The sequence below is a fragment of the Vibrio sp. ED004 genome (genome assembly GCF_023206395.1).
Taxonomy (GTDB): domain Bacteria; phylum Pseudomonadota; class Gammaproteobacteria; order Enterobacterales; family Vibrionaceae; genus Vibrio.
Map to the genome: position 1 here is coordinate 923,911 of NZ_CP066149.1, position 17,704 is coordinate 941,614.

Genomic DNA, 17,704 nt, shown 5'->3' on the forward strand with positions numbered 1-17,704 from the left:
TATTTATACCGCTGGTTGTAGCTTTTCTAAAAATTCTGCCAATGTCTCGGCTAGTACATCACGATTTTTGGTGCCTAGGCGCTCTAAAATCACGTTGCCCGTTAGGTTACAGATAGAGATAACATCCAGCTCAGCATCGGTCGCTGCGATGAAAACCGTAGGCTTTAGCTTTAAGCGGCGTTGAGTCACTAGGTGACCTAAGATGTTTTCTTGTAGGCATTCAAAGTCTTCATCACTCCAAATCTGTAATAGAGTCAGTTCGTTACCGTCGAAGGTCGCGTTCATGTCTGCGCTGTATTGCGCGCCGTAGAAGGTTTTGATGTCTTCATGCAGCGTTAATTCAATACCGGTTTCAACGTTAGTGAAATCTGCGAATTGCTCACGTGGATAGTGCTTCCATAACACGGCATCGCCGCTCTTTTCTTCTACACATGGCGATACCACGTCCACCAACTCCTCATTGCGAGGTAAGCTTTGGTGTTGCTGTTGCCACGCGTCAACGTATCGCTGACTAAAAGAAAGTAGTGCGTCTTGAGCACGTTGAGTCATGAAAATCTCCTAAACACAAAATAATAAATAGAATCCGAGCCCTTTCCGTGTCGATTAGGCGATGACTTAATGACAGGGTAATGGGGATTCAGTAAAATCGACCCCATTCTAATCGAATTTGAAACGAAAGTATGAGCAAATATTCTGACGCAAAAGAGCTAGCGGGTTTAACCCTAGGCCAAAAAACTGAGTACTCTAACCAATACGATGCAAGTTTATTGCAACCAGTACCTCGTAGCCTGAATCGTGATGATCTTGCGCTAAACGGTGAACTGCCTTTTGTTGGTCATGATATTTGGACCATGTACGAACTTTCGTGGCTAAACACTAATGGCCTACCACAAGTCGCCGTGGGTGAAGTTTTCATCCCAGCAACGAGCCCAAACTTAATTGAATCAAAATCTTTCAAGCTGTACCTGAACAGCTACAACCAGACTCAATTCGAAAACTGGGAGCAAGTAACTGAGCGCCTGACCCAAGATTTGTCAGCATGTGCAGGCGAAACTGTCATTGTGAATGTAAACTCAGTAACCGACTACACCAACCAACCTATCGTAACGATGGAAGGTGACTGTATCGACAACCAAGACATCCAAATCACCAGCTACGACTTTGAAGCCTCACTGCTTGAAGGCGCTGCTGGCGAACAAGAAGTGGAAGAAACACTGCACAGCCACCTACTGAAGTCGAACTGTTTGATCACCAACCAACCGGACTGGGGCAGCGTTGAGATCGCATATTCAGGTAAGCAAATTGACCGTGAAGCTCTGCTACGCTATTTAGTTTCTTTCCGTGAGCACAACGAATTCCACGAACAATGTGTTGAACGTATCTTCACTGACATCATGAAATACTGTGGCCCATCAAAGCTAACTGTATTTGCTCGTTACACACGTCGTGGTGGTCTGGATATCAACCCATACCGTTCAACAGAGCAAGATAGACCAAGCCACAACAAGCGTATGGCTCGCCAATAATAGGCTCAAGACACACACTTATTGGAACCTACCTCATCTTTAAAGGGACATTGAAATGCGTTGGTTATACGTCGTTAGCCTATTTATTTTAAGCTTAAGCACATCGGTTAATGCGTCGGTCTATTCATCGGCGCTGCTCAATGAAGCCAATAATTTGGTTGAGATCGAGCCGAGCCAAGCAAAACAAATGGCCAACAGCTACCTAACGCTTCGTGTCCTTTCTGATCAACGCGAGAAAAGCCCTTCGGCAATTTCTCGCGAAGAGACAGACTCTTCGATTCGAACGCCAAACAGCAGTATCGATGCCTACAAGATCTTAGCGAAAGCCGAGTACAACCTTGGCAACATTCGCATTGCAATTAAGCACATCGACAAAGCCTCTGAGCTCGCCAAAACCTATAAGCTTGAATACCTCAAACTGGATCTAGAGATCCTAAAAGTACGCTTACTTTGGCTAAGTGACAGAAAGTCCGCCAAAGCAAAGGCAGATCTCGCCAATATTGAAGCAAACCTAGAATCGGTGAATAAAACCTTACGTCTGACGGAAGGCATTACCTACCGCTTGATCATGTTGAAAGCCGATATCGCCTCTTACGATAACAAGATCGATGAAGCGGAAAAGTTCTACCAAGAAGCGAAGGCCTATCTCGACCAGCGTTACTCTGAAAAAGTGACCATCGACTACCACATCTCGGTCGGTGAATTTTACCTGAACCACAAAGAGTACAACCACGCGCTATCTGAGTTGTTGTATGGCTATTGGAAGTCGGTAGAAGGAAATTTAAGCTCTCGTTTGGCTAAGGTAAACCGCCTACTGGCACAGCTTTTCTTTGAGCGCCAAGTATTAGACAAAGCACTAGAGCACCTATCTCAAGCTGCTGATTTTTATGATAACTTTGAAAATTCTCCAGTATTAGCACAAGTGCTTAAGAAGATGGGCGATGTGTACTTTTACCAAGGTAAATACAACCTTGCCCTAGTGCATTTCTTCAACGTCTTGGATCATGAAAGTACTGACCGAGATATCTACCAAGTTATCGATATTCGCTTAAGCTTATCAGCGACTTACCTGCGCCTTTATAATTACCCTCTTGCAGAACAGTACCTAACCCGTGCTCTTGAACTGCTGGAGTACACGGACATTCCGAAACTGGAAGGTCGTGCTGCACTGCTATCAGCAGGTTTGGCTTATCATCTGCAAGAGAGCGAAGATGTTATCAAGCATGCGACACGTGCGCTTGAGATCTCACGCCAAGTCGAGAACTCGCGCTTATCACAACGCTCATACTACTTGCTCTCTTTGGGTTACGAACAAGCGGGGCGTCCGCAACAGGCATTGGCGAATCTTAAGCAGTACAACAGCCTTGTTTCTTTAGAGCAGCAAAAGCTCAACCGTGTTGGCGAAGACGCATTCCGCCAACAGAAAGAGTTTGCTGAACAAACACTGCACTACGCAGGCCAAGCGCAAGAGCTAGAGAAATACAAACTGGAACATCGCAAGTTCCAAAAGATATCGTTCGCCCTATTCTTGTTCAGTATTATCTTGTTCTTCTTTGTGCTGCGTCGCGGCTACATTATTCAAACCTTAGCCAAGGAAGTGGACTCACTGCGCACCGACCTGTTTACGCACTCACGTTCAAAGCTTCCGAACCTAAGAATGCTCAATGCGAAGCTTTCAAATTCATTAGAGCAAACCAGCCAAACTTTTGAGCAATGGCAGATGGGTGAATTGATTCATGAACCACTCAACGACCGTTTACGCTTCGTGATGATTGACCTGCCGTTCCTACGTAATATGTACACCCAGAATGGCTACAAGGCGGGTCTCGAGCTCGAAGACGCTTTTGGTGAGTTCTTAAAATCAAAGCTTGAAGGCCCAGCTCGTGTTTACCACTTCTCGGACGCGAACCTGCTTTATATCGAACCTAACTCAGACCGTGATTTATCACCTGAGGCGATGTTCAAAAAGATTCAATCTTGGGTGAATAACTTCGAACCAGAACGCAACATCAACCGAACCGTTCGCATGGGCATCGCGGATTACCCGTTCTTGCCACGCGCTTACACCGCGATTAACGATCAAGAGCTGCTCGACGTGTTATTGATGTCGACCAACCTAGCGCGTGAGATCAGTCTCAAAGAGCGCAGCAGCCAGTGGGTATACCTCAAAGCTATCGACAATGCACCAGCAGCAAGCCTTGCAACCGGTAACATAAGAGAAGCGTGTAAACATGCGATTAATCAAGGGTTAATAAAAATACAATCGTCGTACCAGAATGAGGACAACATCAAAAAAATGCTAAAAGATGACTGATTTGCGAGCGGTTAAGACTTGCAAGTCGTGACCTTATTTTTAGTTTTGTTATTATCGATGTAACGGAATTTCATCAAAATGATCGAGATCGGTCTACGCGGCGCTAATTAATACATCTATGGGCATTCTTGAAAAAGACATTCAGGCGCAACTCCACCAGCTGAAATCTCAGTTGGAGCAGGTCCGTTTGACGCAAAGAGACACCTCGTTCAAATTTATTCGAGAACAGAAAGTTCTAAAGCGTATCGTCACATCTTTAAGTGATGCATGTGTTGGCAGTAACAGCCATTTAGATGAAAACCTCATTGCCCTTAGGGAAGAGCTAGAAAAGCAAAAAGACATTAGCTCAATGATCCCAAAGCTGGCAGTATTAGAAAGGATGCTTAAGCAGAAAACGTTGGCTATGGATAAACAGAACGGATATCTGGACGATAGCATTAAGCACAGTGGGGAAACGCTGCAACGCATCACTGGTTTACCAGCGCAGTTGAAACGCGACCTACGAAACTTACTTAGCTTCTCCGAATGCAATGGCAGTCAGAAAGTCGACCATGCCATGAAACTTCTCGGTATTTATGAGCGTGCCATAAAGATTATGGCGAATAACTCACGCACTCATTTTGCCGACGCTGCGCAGTCTCCAGAGCAAGAACTCCTTTCCGACCTATCAAACGAATTACAACATCTGATCACTGAACTCGACTTCGAGGGTGAATCGGGTGATCTGCTTACCGATATTCGAGCAAAACTGCTGCTTGGTGTTTCAACACAAAACCTACTTGAGCTGACACTGCAAATTCTCAAGCTGGTCATTGAAGGCACCAATCTAGAGCGCAAAAAGTCTGAACAGTTTATTGATCAGCTTAACTCTTCACTTGCGTCTAGCATCAAAACCGCAGACCAAAATGCCGACCAGAGCCAAAGCTACTTTGAGCACCGCCAAGGTCTGAATTCAGAATTGAATGAGTTGGTTTCTAAGAGCCAAAGCTCAGTGGATAAAGCCACAGACATCGATAACTTAAAGATGTCGATCAATCCCCTACTCAGTGAAATCGCCTCGCTTTCAGAAAGGCTGAATCATGCGGAGCAGAAAGAACAAGCTCTGATAGAGAGAATGAGTTACGGAAAAACTCAGTTAGACTCGCTCTATGAAGTGACCCAAGATTACCGCAAACGTCTGGAAGATCAGGCTCAACGTATGCTGCTTGACCCACTTACTAAGGTTTACAACCGCACAGCCTTTACCGATCGCTTAGAACTTGAATACCGCCGCTGGATTCGCGCGCAACACTCACTGCGTGTGGTACTGCTAGACATCGATAACTTCAAAGCCATTAATGATAGCTTTGGTTATACGGCAGGCGACAAGGCACTCAAGATCATCGCGCGAACCATCACCAAAGAAACAGGCACCACCGATACTGTGGCTCGCTTTTCTGGTGAAGAGTTTATCTTGTTGCTACCCGAACAAACCGATGAATATTGCCATCAGGTGATTCAAAACATCCAGACTCAAGTTAGCCGCTTACCGTTTAAGTTCCGTGACCAACAAATCACGATTACCTTGTGTGCCGCGAGTACTCAATTTAAAGAATCAGATACGCCTGAAGAAGTGTTAGAGCGACTCAATAAGACGCTAAATAAAGCAAAACAGCGCGGTACTAACCAACTGGTTTGGAACTAGACCTTTCCTAGGTTTAATTTATTTCATTTTTTCAAATACTTATCACATACCATTTCCCTCAATGTTTGCTAAGCTAATGATTAACATTCGCTTAACAAGCATTCTTGGCAAGCAATGCTGTAAAGTCGCTCTTAAACCAATGTATAGTCGCTCTTAAGCCGATACATATGAGCTATTAAGCAAGTTTACAAAAGCCATTAAGCAACGCTGTCGTATCCGTTTCGTCTGGTTAACTCTCTCACCCTTAACCAAACATTTTCAACGTTTGCTTCTCACTCTCGAGCCAGAGGGTCACTTCAACGTCCCCTGCTCTTTTCAATAAGGAGGCACTATGATCACTCATATCAGCCCTGCCGGTAGCATGGATTTACTCTCTCAACTTGAGGTTGAGCGTCTTAAGAAAACCGCGTCTAGTGATCTGTACCAACTGTATCGTAACTGTACGTTAGCGGTACTCAACTCAGGTAGCCACACCGACAACTCCAAAGAGTTACTCGACAAGTACCTGTCGTTCGATGTCGAAGTCGTTCGCCGTGAACGTGGTATCAAGCTCGAACTGAGCAACCCACCTGAGCATGCTTTTGTTGATGGTGAAATCATCAAGGGCATCCAAGAACACCTATTTTCAGTGTTGCGTGACATTGTTTACGTCAACATGCACTTGGCCGATAACCAAAGGCTCAACCTCACCAACGCCACTCACATCACCAACTTAGTATTTGGTATTTTGAGAAACGCAGGTGCGCTAACTCCGGGCATCGAGCCAAACCTCATCGTGTGTTGGGGTGGTCACTCAATCAATGCTAGCGAATACCAATACACACGTGAAGTGGGTAATGAACTTGGCCTGCGCGAACTAAATATCTGTACGGGTTGTGGACCGGGTGCGATGGAAGGTCCAATGAAAGGGGCAGCGATTGGTCATGCAAAACAGCGTTACACCGATCATCGTTATCTAGGGCTTACTGAACCTTCGATCATTGCGGCTGAGCCACCAAACCCGATCGTGAACGAGCTAGTGATCATGCCAGACATCGAGAAACGTCTCGAGGCCTTCGTTCGTATGGCGCATGGCATAATCATTTTCCCAGGCGGCCCCGGTACTGCCGAAGAGCTGTTGTACATCTTAGGGATCATGATGCACCCGAATAACGCCGAACAACCAATGCCGATTGTGTTAACGGGCTCAAAAGAGAGCGAAGCTTACTTCCGCTCGATTGATAAGTTCATTGGTGAGACCTTAGGTCCTGATGCACAAAAACACTATGAGATCGTGATTGATGACCCAGCACGTGCTGCGAAAATAATGAAACAAGCGATGCCAAATGTGCGCTCTCACCGTAAGGAGACCGGCGATGCGTATAGCTACAACTGGTCACTGCATATTGAACCAGAGTTCCAACTACCGTTCGACCCTACTCATGAATCTATGGCGGCACTGGATCTTCATATGGACCAAAAAACAGAGAGCCTAGCAGCGAATTTACGTAAAGCGTTCTCAGGTATTGTGGCAGGTAACGTCAAAGCTGAAGGTATTCTAGAGATCGAAAAACATGGCCCATTCATCATCGATGGCGACAAAGAGCTAATGACCAAAATGGACCAACTGCTGAATGACTTTGTTGAACAGCATCGAATGAAACTGCCGGGCGGTACTGACTATGTGCCTTGTTATAAAATTGCGCCGAGCGATTAGTTACACTCACTCATTGCAACCATGTCACAGATAACCAATTGTCAGGCATAACGTTAATCAGGTTATAACGTTAATCAGGTTATAACGTTTACGTCGCTAACGTTTCAACTCACCAAGTGATACGTTACTATAAGGGGCTAGCAGCCCCTTTTTTATTGCCTATTTAGTGGAAACTTATGTCTATCCATCTTGTTATCATCGATGCCTTAAACCTCATCCGACGCGTGCACTCTGTTCAGCCGGATCCAACCGATATAACAAGAACCATCACCACGACAACTCGTACTCTCAATAAAATCCTTTCTGAGTCTAAGCCAACTCACATCATCGCAGTGTTTGATCATCACTTACAAGATCGAGGCTGGCGCGCTGAAGTACTACCAGCTTATAAACAGAACCGTAAGCCAATGCCAGAACCACTGATGAAGGGCCTTGATGCTATCCAACAAGCTTGGTGGGAACTAGGTATTGATTCACTATTATCAGATGGCGATGAAGCGGATGATTTAGTGGCAACATTGGCAAAGAAAGTGGCTGATCACGGTGAAACCGTCACCATCATCTCGACGGATAAGGGCTACTGCCAACTGCTATCACCTACCCTACAGATCCGTGATTACTTCCAACATCGCTGGTTAGACAAACCCTTTATTGAAGCGGAGTTTGGCGTAAAACCTGAACAACTTGCTGATTACTGGGGCTTAACCGGTGTGAGCTCTAGCCAAGTGCCGGGGATTCCAGGTGTCGGCCCTAAAGCGGCAAAAGAGATATTAACCACCTACCCTGATATTGAAAGCGCCTATCAAGCAGAAGACTTGCCGAAAAAATATCGCAAGAAGTTCGATGAACACATCGAATCCGCTCGCTTATGTAAGCTGGTTTCAGCTTTGAAAACAGACATTGATTTAGGCTTTAACCTGCAAGATATTCGCTACGAAGCAAACGCTTAGCTCTCATATACAAGATCTCTATTTTCACAAAACCTCAGATACAGAAAAGCCTTAGTCGATACTGAACTGACCCCCAATAGTTGGACACCAATTATTGGGGGTCTTTTTATGTCCAAATATAGCCGAGAGCTAAAATGTATCATTGCTAAGCAATACTTAGATGGCACGTCATCTCTCTACTTAGCCAAACAATATTCAATTTCGTCAAGACAGGTTCGGTATTGGGCTCAAGTGTTTGCCATCCACGGCACTGCTTCATTTTTACCAACTAAGCATGCTGCTACTGCTCAGACAAAACGAAAAGCATTGAATTTAATGTGGACGAATGAATGGTCTCTCACGCACACTAGCGCTGTATTAAACCTCTCATCCCCTGGGATACTCTCTGTCTGGCTCAAACGATTTAATGAGCTCGGTATCAAGGGGCTCAAAATGCGCCAGAAAGGAAGACCCTCAATGAAACAGCAACCTCAACGTACCACTAAGCCTGATAATGAAATGACACTTGAGGAGCTAAAAGAGGAGTTGGTCTACTTACGAACCGAGAATGCCGTTCTAAAAAAGTTGGAAGAGTTGGAGCAGGAAAAAACCGTCGAACAAAGAAAAAGCGGTCATAGCTCTAACTCTTAAAGGTCAGTACCCGTTGAAGCACTTACTGCACACTCTACAGCTGGCAAAAAGTGTCTTTTATTATCAGGCTCAAACAAGCAAGCGCCCAAATAGCTACGAAACGTGAGCTGCAGTTGATAAAGTCAATTTATCATGAACATAAGGGCCGATATGGCTACCGCCGTATTCACTTGGAATTAAAAATCAGGGGTTCGTGCTCAATCACAAAACGGTTCAAAGGCTTATGGCTCAGCTCAACCTTAAATCGACGGTCAGGATTAAAAAGTATCGTTCATACCGAGGTAAGTCTGGAACAACTGCTCCTAACGTGCTTGAAAGAGATTTTAGTGCGACTCAACCCGATGAAAAATGGGTAACTGATGTCACGGAGTTCAAAGTCAAAGAGCAGAAAGTATACTTGTCTCCCGTTGTCGACTTGTTTACTCAGGAAGTGGTTGCTTATAGAGTGGCCAAAAATGCTTGTTTGCCGCTTGTCACGGATATGCTGACGGAGGCTATATCTACGCTTAAACCCAACTCAAAGCCAATTATACATAGCGATCAAGGTTGGCAATATCGTCATCGACACTATCAGAAAAAGGTAGCGGAGAGTGGGTTAACGCAAAGCATGTCGAGAAAAGGTAACTGCTTGGATAATGCTGTTGCTGAAAACTTTTGCTTTACTCAAAACAGAGATGTATCACAACCAAAGCTTTGAAGATGCAGATGCTCTGATAGAGCAAATTAAAGAATACATCGAGTACTACAATACCAAACGTATAAAAGTGAAACTAAAAGGCCTGACTCCGATGGAATATCGAACTCAGGCCTTGAAAGCCGCTTAACAGAAATGTCCAACTTTACGGGGTCACTTCATACTAAGGCTTTTTGTTATTTACGGCGACCGCCTAAGCGGACTCAATCGGATGATTAGAAGTTATAAGCGATAGAAGCTTTGAAGTTACGACCGGCTTCGTAGCTGGTGTACTTATCAGAGCCCCAAGAGATACCAAAGCCAGTGTGCTCTGCGTATTTCTTATCAAGTAGGTTATCGATACCGATGTTCATCTCTAGGTCTTTAGCAAACGTAGGGGTGTAAGCCGCCCAAATGTTATGTGTTGCAAAACCAGCACGCTTCACTTGTTCACCATCTTCGTCCATGTAGTCATTACCCGGAACAAAGCGAGAATCCCAACCAAGCACAAACTCGCTGTTTAGGCTGTAGTTGAAGCCCGCTTTGAAGTTGTGAATGCCTGTTTTGCTCATATGGCTGGTTTTGCCATTCTCTAGATCTTTCTGGTCACCGTCTGAGTATGAGTGGTTCGCGTATACGCTCAGAGAATCTAGTTCATAGCTCAATACTGTTTCCACACCCCACACTTCAACATCATACTGGTTTGCCAGTGTTGAGTTGTTCTTGGTTGGGTGCATTTGGTTATCAAGGTTGTAGGTGTAAGCCGTGAAACCTAAGATAGCGTAGTCAGCAGCAAGCAGACGTGTCAGCTCATAATCAAAGCCCGCTTCGTAGTTGTTACCCGTCATCGCCTTAGTATCAGACTGGTTAACATCAGGTGCCGCTTTCATCGTTAATGCTTCTGGCAATGATGCACCTTTAAACAGACGACCATAGCCGACACGAAGTTTTAGGTTATCCGTGGTTTGGTATTCACCTTTGAATTTCGGAGACAACTGGTCGAAGTCACCATCGTAAACTCCACCAAGTTTATGAACGTCGTAACGCAAACCTGTTGTTAAACGGAAGTCGCTGAACTCATACATGTCTTGTAGGTAAAGGCCGTAAGCCGTCACCGTACCGCCATCCATGCCGTACTTCTTAGTTTCACCTTGTTTAGAACCGCTTTGGTAAACACCGTCACCCGCATCAATCCACTGCTCTGCTTTATAACCATCAAGACCGTAAGTCAGCTCATGCTCGCCAACCCAAGAGATATTACGAATGTCACCACCAATGGTCGTCACATTGTATTCGCGATCAGGAATAGCAATCGTGCCATCTTTTATCCAGTTACCGTTCGCGTCTTTATCCCAAGCAGTATCAACAAGCGCATCACGCTCCATGTACTGGCGGTTGTAGTAGATATTGGTTTTCAGATGTACCAAATCGCTACCTGCGTCGTATTCGTGCTGCAGAGTCACAGTATCGCGGTTTAGCGAGTGGTAGTTGTGTTCATCATCAGCATACAGAGCACCTGCCTTCTCACCTGACAATTGGCGCTTACCGCCATCGTTGTATCGGTTGAAAGTCAGCTTGAATTCGTTGGCATCGTTCGGGATGAAAACAACCTTAGCCAAACCTGATTTCAGTTCGCCTTGCTTAGACGTTACCGCTTCCTGATCTGGGATATGTAGGTCACCATCTTCTGAGTAGTTTGCAATACCCATGAACTGCAGCTTGTCGTTCACTTTTGCGTACACAGCAACGTTGGTTGCGAAACGTTCGTAAGCGGTTTGGTAGCTGGTTTTAACTCGAGCACCAATGCTTTCACCCGGTTTAAGAAGGTCGCTTGGGTCTTTAGTCTCGTAACTAAACGAGCCATTAATCGCACCTGAACCCGATAGCGCAGAGTTACCGCCTAGTTCAATTTCAGCACGCTTAAGCATCGCTGGGTCAATCGCCTGATCACCAGAGTGGTGGAACAGCTGACCTTCTTGACGAGCACCATCAATGGTCACTACGGCAAATTTGTCTTCCATACCACGTACATACACTTTACGAGAGTAACGTGCGTTTCCGTCTACCGTCACACTTGGCATGGTGTTCAGAACATCTTTGATGTCCGATGCTTGTTTCTTTTCAAGCGTGTCAGAGTTGATTTCAGTTTGAACAAGTTGGTCAAGGGCAGAACCGATAACAACAACGGTTTCTTGTTCGTCAGCAGCAAGCGCTGTAAATGAAGTTAAGGCAACCGTAACGGCCACTGATAATGCTTTAAGTTTCATATTCTGTTTTTATATTTTATAAATTCGAGTGAGGAGGCGTGAATATTACACAATTTGAATGATAATTCTTATCATTTACATTCTCTACTTACGTTCCCTTACTTTTAATAAAACAGAATTCGATTAGGATGTTCTGGCTGTAAAACTTACTTCGTTTTGCTGCTGAATCTTTGAATAAACCCTTCTTCGTATCACCCCTGAATTAGGTAGCCGTATGTCTCGATCACTTACGGCTTTTTTCACATCAAATCACCGCTGATATAGGACATTTAACGATTTTTCTGCGAGTTGTGTTGATAGTCATAACACCCATAGCTGACTCATGAGTGCGACTTTCTACAACATGTAACAATGGATTTAACTGAGCAATTGCCAAACTGCAGATGTAAATTACCACCTTCTAAAGAAGGTGGCTTTATGTGAGCCCCCTAAAAGGGGGCTTTTGTTTAGTCCAACGCCAATTGCTGCTGCTCCACGCGCTCTTTTTTCTCTTGATGTCTTACATAGCGTCGAATGATTTCTTCATTAACCCCTACGCTATCGACAAAATAGCCCCTTTGCCAAAAGTGGTTACCCCAGAGTTTGTTTCTCCTTAAATATGGAAATTTACTAAAGAGTTTTAAAGCTATTTTGCCTTTCAATACGCCCATCAACTTGGATATCGATAACTTAGGCGGAACTTTTACTACCAAGTGCACGTGGTCAACTTGAACGTTTAATTCAACGACTTCACATCCAAGTTGATTACAGTAAACGTTTATACATCGATAAACTTCTTTACCTACATTGTTTTTCAAAATCCTAAATCGATACTTTGGTGTCCACACTATGTGATATTGACATCTCCAAAATACGTGGGAAGCTTGATTATATCTGCTCATGTTATTTGTCCTCTTTGACTTCGCTAAAAATCAAGGGAGCATTTAACATGGGTAGAACTACAGGCAAAGCCAAACTGAATGATAACCACCTACTGAAGTAGGTGGTTTAGGGCTGAAAATAAAAAATGCCCCTTAAAGGAGCATTTTCTTTATCTCGATACTGAGACTGGCACTAACGCAAATATTAGTGCGGTGAGATGTTTGAAAGCGACTGGATATGAACCGTGATCTCTTCGCGATCGTGGTAAAGGTGCTTAGCTTGCATCTTGAACTTCACTTTGTTCTCAATAAGGAACACTTTTAGGTTCTCGATATCCTGCAGTACTTCATCGTAACGGCCTTTCATTGGCAGTTTCAGGTTGAATAGTGCTTCTTGTGCCCAACCCTTGATGATCCACTCACCCATAAGGTGTGCAACACGAGCTGGCTTTTCAACCATGTCACAGATAATCCAAGTTACGTTCTTACGGTCTGGTTCGAATTTAAAGCCATCTACCATGTGGTGCTTAATCTGACCCGTTTCCATTAGGCTGTCTGCCATCATGCCGTTATCAACACAGTGAACGAACATCGAACGCTTAACCAGTTGGTAAGTCCAACCGCCTGGGCACGCACCTAAATCAACACCCCACATACCCGGAGCCAGACGCTCATCCCACTCATCACGAGGGATGAATACGTGGAACGCTTCTTCTAGCTTCAATGTAGAACGGCTTGGTGCATCTGATGGGAATTTCAGACGAGGAATGCCCATAAAGAACTGTGAGTTGTTCGATGGGTAAGAGTAACCCACAAAGCAGTGACCCGGAGCGATGAAGCACAAGTGCAGTACTGGCTTCTTAGCGTTGTCCTTAGCCGTCATCAAGCCTTTACCACGCATTGCTTGACGCATTGGCACGGTAAACTTACGGCAGAACTTCAATAGCTCTTTTGCTTCGTTAGTATCTGGCGTTTCAATACGAATATCGCCACAACGTGGGAAACTTTCTTTCTCAGAAAGCGCCTCAAGAATTGGAGAGATACGGTCATCAGTTGGTAGGTCTTTGATTTCAACCGCTACAGCTAGCATTTGACGAGCAAAGATCAGTGATTGGAAGTCGATCTCTTTGATCAACTTATCTGCTTCACCTGCTTGGTAACATTCAAACAATACAAAGCCTGTATTGTTCTTTAGGCGAGGAAAACCAAACACTTCCAGTTGTGTTGCCTTGTCTTGAATTTCGCCAGCACATTCTTTTTCAAAACCAGAGCGACAATAAAGTAGTACGTGTTTCACTGAGTTACCTCTTTTATATTCAAAGCAGCGAAGGAGAAGACTCCCCAACCAATGATAAATAGTAGACCACCAAACGGTGTTATAGGGCCAAACCATTTTATTCCTGTCAGTGCTAGCCCATAAAGGCTGCCACTAAAACAAAGGATGCCGATGATAAAGCAAATTGCCGCAATGAAAAAATATTTTTGTGATTTAGCGCCAAGTTTCATCTGTAGCAGAGCGCCACACGCCAATATCGCTAGAGTATGGATAAACTGGTACTGAACACCCGTCTCGAACACACCCAAAAGATACTCTGGCAAGATGGCTTTCAAACCGTGTGCAGCAAATGCCCCAAGCATCACAGCGATCGCACCAGAAATGCCTGCGAAAGTGAGTAAATACTTACTTTTCATTCAGCACCTCTTTGATAAATACAGATAGCTTTTCAACGGTTAACGCGATGTTCTGTTGTTCAGTATAGCCAGAGCTCTTGCGCGGCTTGAAGCTATGGTCGCCATCGGGAATAAATTCAACACGAATTGAATCCGACAGATTGAAGTCAGCAAACTCTTCACGCTTACCAAAGGTATCACGCTCACCTTGTAAAATAAGGCACGGCTTGGTTAACTCAGCGAGATGTTCGCCTTTGTACTTATCTGGTTTGCCCGGCGGATGGAAAGGAAAACCCAAACACGCCATAGCAGCCACTTTATCCACTTCAGATAAATGACTTGCCATGCGCCCTCCCATCGACTTACCACCAATCACAAGCTTGTCGGCATCGCATTGCTCGATGATCTCTTGGTAGGCTTCAAGTAGCTTAGGGGCTCTGTCAGGTGGACGACGCTTGCCATCTTCAGCACGCTTGATCATGTAAGGGAAATTGAAACGAATCACTCGTATCCCTTTAAAGGCCAGCCCTTTTGCCACTGACTGCATGAACTCGTGGTCCATGCCTGCACCTGCGCCGTGAGCGAAGATAAAGGTGATTGGATTGTCTTCACCATCGATAATGATGTTATTCATCCAGCAAGTCCTCTTGTTCACTTTGTGCTTTAGCCAGCATCCAATCACGGAAGGTCGCGATTCGGCCCATGTCGGCTTGTTTCTCGTGACACACTACATAGAAGGCATTCTTACTCACCAACACCTCATCAAACGGCGCTATCAAGCGACCTGCTTCTATTTCTGGTTGTGCGAGAACGTTGTTACCCAATGCAATGCCTTGGCCGTGAGCTACCGCTTGAAGCACCATGGTTGAGTGACTGAAGATCGGGCCATGGTTCACGTTAACCCCATCGATACCATTTTGTTTAGCAAACTGTTTCCAATCTTTTCGAGAGGTATCGTGCAGTAGCGTATGGCATGCTAAATCACTTAGAGATTCTAATGGTTTTGCCCCTAGCAGCACTGAAGGAGAACAAAGCGGAATTAGATATTCTTGATACAGCTTGTCGGCTCTTAGCCCCGACCAATTGCCTCGACCATAATAGATAGCAACGTCGACATCATCCGTTAGCGAGCCTTCATCCATATCCACGGCTTTGATTCGCACATCGATATCAGGTTCTTGCTGATTAAAGTCGGCAAGCCTTGGTACTAACCATTGAATAGCAAAACTTGGCGGTAAGCTGATGGTCAATGCACCCTTCTCACTTCGCTCCAGCACTTTGTCAGTGGCTTCTGCGAGTGATGTGAAAATATCTTTGATATCTAAGAAGTAGCTTTGTCCTTCTTCAGTTAGCAACAAAGAACGGTTTCTTCGACGAAAAAGCTTCAAAGATAAGAATTCTTCAAGTGCTTTGATCTGGTGGCTAACCGCAGCTTGAGTAACAAACAACTCTTCTGCAGCACGCGTAAAACTCAAGTGTCGAGCAGCGGCTTCAAACACTCTTAACGAGTTTAATGGGGGTAATCGACGAGACATAGTTACTCTCTAAATAAGCATTAGTTTTTTTTATCTGAAACATTATAATTTGTCCATTGCCTAGCGGCCAGAGAAATTCTATATTTCATTCCGCAGCAGCTAGCCTGAACGGCTTGATTCTCTCTAGAATCAATTGGCTTAGCTCCTGCGATGTTGTGTTTGCAAACTCGTACTTTTCGAGTTGGGTAGAGTTCTACCAAATGTTTTGTTGCAGTTATACCCTGAAACGAGGCATATACTTCCTGTATTTATTTTGACCTGTCTGTCAAATTTGTTTACACCGCCTATACGGCGGTGTTTTTTTATGTCCAGAGAAAATTAACAACAAGTTTATCAATAGCTGTGCTAATTAATCCTTACTATTTTCTGACTCTAATCACAAAATTTAACGCCTGCTTACGTAAACAATCATACGCATACAAATATAAGCACTTCATTGCGCATTTTGATAACAACTCTCACCTAAATTCTTTTTATCACACAGCCTTGTTTTTACGACAAAAAACCGTACGAGTGAGGCTATCAAACCACTTTATCGACGACAGAATAACAATCAACCGATAAATAAAAAGGTTCATCGCGGATTAGCGGGAACTAAAAACAAAAAAACGGTAGTAAGTGATATGGTTTAGTCGCCAAACAAAAATCATACACAAACTACCGTTTTCATGCCGAATCATACTTTCCTATCTTCATTCTGGGAAGGCTTTAAAATAGTAAAGTCTCACCAGACAGCATCACTTGTTACACTAACTCTTAAACCTAATTCTGAGGCTAAATGCCTTTGCGGTCTTGAAGCTGAGGCTATCCATGAGTATCAATGGCGTCATGTGAAAGAGGCCATGTTGTTCAATGTTCCTGTTGAGCTTTCCGTTCAAACTCGAAGGATCAAGTGTCGTGACTGCGGCATAAAAACAGAGTTTCTATCTTGGTTAGAGCCTTATGCTCGTATAACGACGCGTCTAAAAAGCTATATAGAACAACTACTGCCTCTTCTTCCCATTAAGCATATCTCCCAGTTAACGAGCGTTCATTGGCACACCATTAAAGAGATAGATAAACGTCGACTTCGCCAAGTGGTACCGTCAGTGAAATGGGAAGGGCTAAGGCAACTCGTCATGGACGAGTTCGCCATCTTTAAAGGGCACCGATATGCCACAGTCATCGCTGATGCTAAGACTCACCAAGTCATTTGGATAGGGTTAGGTCGTAGCCGCAAGGACATACGACCGTTTTTCGAGCAGTTAGGCAAGCATGGTAACAATATCGAAGCGGTCGCAATGGACATGAATACGGCTTTTGACCTTGAAGTTCAAGCGCACTGCCCGAATGCAAAAATCGTTTACGACTTATTCCATGTTGTTGCTAGGTTCGGTCGTGAGGTGATGGATAGAGTCAGAGTCGACCAAGCTAACAAACTCAAGCAGGATAAAAAAGCGAGGCAATGGGTGAAGCGCTCACGCTGGGTACTGCTGAAAACAGAGGTAATTTAAATGCACGACAAGATAGCTATCTTACTGAAATATTGAATATCAATAAGGACTTGATGGCCACTTATATACTCGGCTCACAACTCAAAGAGCTTTGGTACTGTAAATCAGAAGCACATGCTAAGGGGCTCTGGGAGGTATGGTGGGCACAAGTGCAAGAGAGTGGAATTAAGCCATTGAAAGAGTTTGCACGAAAACTGAGGCCTTATCTTCACGGTATTATTGCATCGGCAACTTATCCGCTCAACACCTGCACATTGGAAGGGATAAACAACAAAATAAAGTTAATCAAGCGAATGGGGTATGGATATCGAGATACAGACTACTTCTTCTTGAAGATAAAAGCGGCTTTCCCCGGAAAGCCGCGATGAACCAATAAAAAGCCGCTTACTTTCCAGTAAGCGGCTT

At 44.5% G+C, this 17,704-nt stretch carries 15 protein-coding genes and 1 pseudogene; 9 read left to right on the plus strand and 7 right to left on the minus strand.

Annotated features, from left to right (window positions below; all coding sequences use genetic code 11):
* Nucleotides 1-3: 3 nt before the first annotated feature.
* Entirely contained in the window at nt 4-549 is a 546-nt protein-coding gene (gene syd / locus ITG10_RS03960; RefSeq protein ID WP_017630799.1) for a SecY-interacting protein, read from the minus strand.
* A 131-nt stretch (nt 550-680) separates the two neighbouring features.
* On the opposite strand from syd, the gene queF reads away from it, so the two are divergent.
* The 8 genes from queF to ITG10_RS04000 all read left to right on the plus strand — a co-directional run bounded on the left by queF (nt 681) and on the right by ITG10_RS04000 (nt 9,624).
* Entirely contained in the window at nt 681-1,526 is an 846-nt protein-coding gene (gene queF, locus ITG10_RS03965; protein WP_017630800.1) for an NADPH-dependent 7-cyano-7-deazaguanine reductase QueF, read from the plus strand.
* A 55-nt stretch (nt 1,527-1,581) separates the two neighbouring features.
* Nucleotides 1,582-3,840 carry a hypothetical protein gene (locus ITG10_RS03970; protein WP_017630801.1) on the plus strand — a complete coding sequence of 753 codons (2,259 nt, stop codon included), beginning with the start codon at nt 1,582-1,584 and terminating at the stop codon, nt 3,838-3,840.
* Between the two features lie 118 nt (nt 3,841-3,958).
* Nucleotides 3,959-5,524, plus strand: coding sequence for a GGDEF domain-containing protein (locus ITG10_RS03975; protein ID WP_017630802.1), 1,566 nt, complete (start codon nt 3,959-3,961; stop codon nt 5,522-5,524).
* 331 nt (nt 5,525-5,855) lie between these two features.
* The gene (gene ppnN, locus ITG10_RS03980; RefSeq protein ID WP_248386714.1) at nt 5,856-7,220 is read left to right on the plus strand and encodes a nucleotide 5'-monophosphate nucleosidase PpnN; all 1,365 of its coding nucleotides are present in this window, start codon (nt 5,856-5,858) and stop codon (nt 7,218-7,220) included.
* 176 nt (nt 7,221-7,396) lie between these two features.
* On the plus strand, nt 7,397-8,170 hold the full coding sequence (gene xni, locus ITG10_RS03985; protein ID WP_017630803.1) for a flap endonuclease Xni: 774 nt from the start codon (nt 7,397-7,399) through the stop codon (nt 8,168-8,170).
* Between the two features lie 108 nt (nt 8,171-8,278).
* Complete coding sequence (locus tag ITG10_RS03990) at nt 8,279-8,800, plus strand: helix-turn-helix domain-containing protein (protein ID WP_248386715.1); 522 nt, start codon at nt 8,279-8,281, stop codon at nt 8,798-8,800.
* Nucleotides 8,801-8,975: 175 nt separating this feature from the next.
* Nucleotides 8,976-9,497 carry an IS3 family transposase gene (locus ITG10_RS03995; protein WP_282575749.1) on the plus strand — a complete coding sequence of 174 codons (522 nt, stop codon included), beginning with the start codon at nt 8,976-8,978 and terminating at the stop codon, nt 9,495-9,497.
* A complete protein-coding gene (locus ITG10_RS04000) occupies nt 9,475-9,624 on the plus strand; it encodes an IS3 family transposase (protein ID WP_248386706.1) in 150 nt (49 codons plus the stop codon). Before ITG10_RS03995 ends, ITG10_RS04000 begins: the two co-directional genes overlap by 23 nt.
* 85 nt (nt 9,625-9,709) lie before the next feature.
* Here ITG10_RS04000 and ITG10_RS04005 read toward each other — a convergent pair whose 3' ends face one another.
* From ITG10_RS04005 to ITG10_RS04030, 6 genes are all read right to left on the minus strand, one after another.
* On the minus strand, nt 9,710-11,740 hold the full coding sequence (locus ITG10_RS04005; protein ID WP_248386717.1) for a TonB-dependent receptor: 2,031 nt from the start codon (nt 11,738-11,740) through the stop codon (nt 9,710-9,712).
* Between the two features lie 446 nt (nt 11,741-12,186).
* The gene (tnpA, locus tag ITG10_RS04010; RefSeq protein WP_017633274.1) at nt 12,187-12,621 is read right to left on the minus strand and encodes an IS200/IS605 family transposase; all 435 of its coding nucleotides are present in this window, start codon (nt 12,619-12,621) and stop codon (nt 12,187-12,189) included.
* Nucleotides 12,622-12,805: 184 nt separating this feature from the next.
* Nucleotides 12,806-13,897, minus strand: a complete 1,092-nt coding sequence (rlmM, locus tag ITG10_RS04015; RefSeq protein WP_017632370.1) for a 23S rRNA (cytidine(2498)-2'-O)-methyltransferase RlmM — start codon at nt 13,895-13,897, stop codon at nt 12,806-12,808.
* Nucleotides 13,894-14,292, minus strand: coding sequence for a DUF423 domain-containing protein (locus ITG10_RS04020; RefSeq protein ID WP_017632369.1), 399 nt, complete (start codon nt 14,290-14,292; stop codon nt 13,894-13,896). Before ITG10_RS04020 ends, rlmM begins: the two co-directional genes overlap by 4 nt.
* A complete protein-coding gene (locus tag ITG10_RS04025) occupies nt 14,282-14,905 on the minus strand; it encodes an alpha/beta fold hydrolase (RefSeq protein ID WP_017632368.1) in 624 nt (207 codons plus the stop codon). Before ITG10_RS04025 ends, ITG10_RS04020 begins: the two co-directional genes overlap by 11 nt.
* Nucleotides 14,898-15,806, minus strand: a complete 909-nt coding sequence (locus tag ITG10_RS04030; protein ID WP_248386718.1) for a transcriptional regulator GcvA — start codon at nt 15,804-15,806, stop codon at nt 14,898-14,900. Before ITG10_RS04030 ends, ITG10_RS04025 begins: the two co-directional genes overlap by 8 nt.
* Before the next feature lie 668 nt (nt 15,807-16,474).
* Here ITG10_RS04030 and ITG10_RS04035 point away from each other — a divergent pair.
* Nucleotides 16,475-17,667 (plus strand): annotated as a pseudogene (locus tag ITG10_RS04035) (ISL3 family transposase).
* The last annotated feature ends 37 nt before the right edge of the window (nt 17,668-17,704 follow it).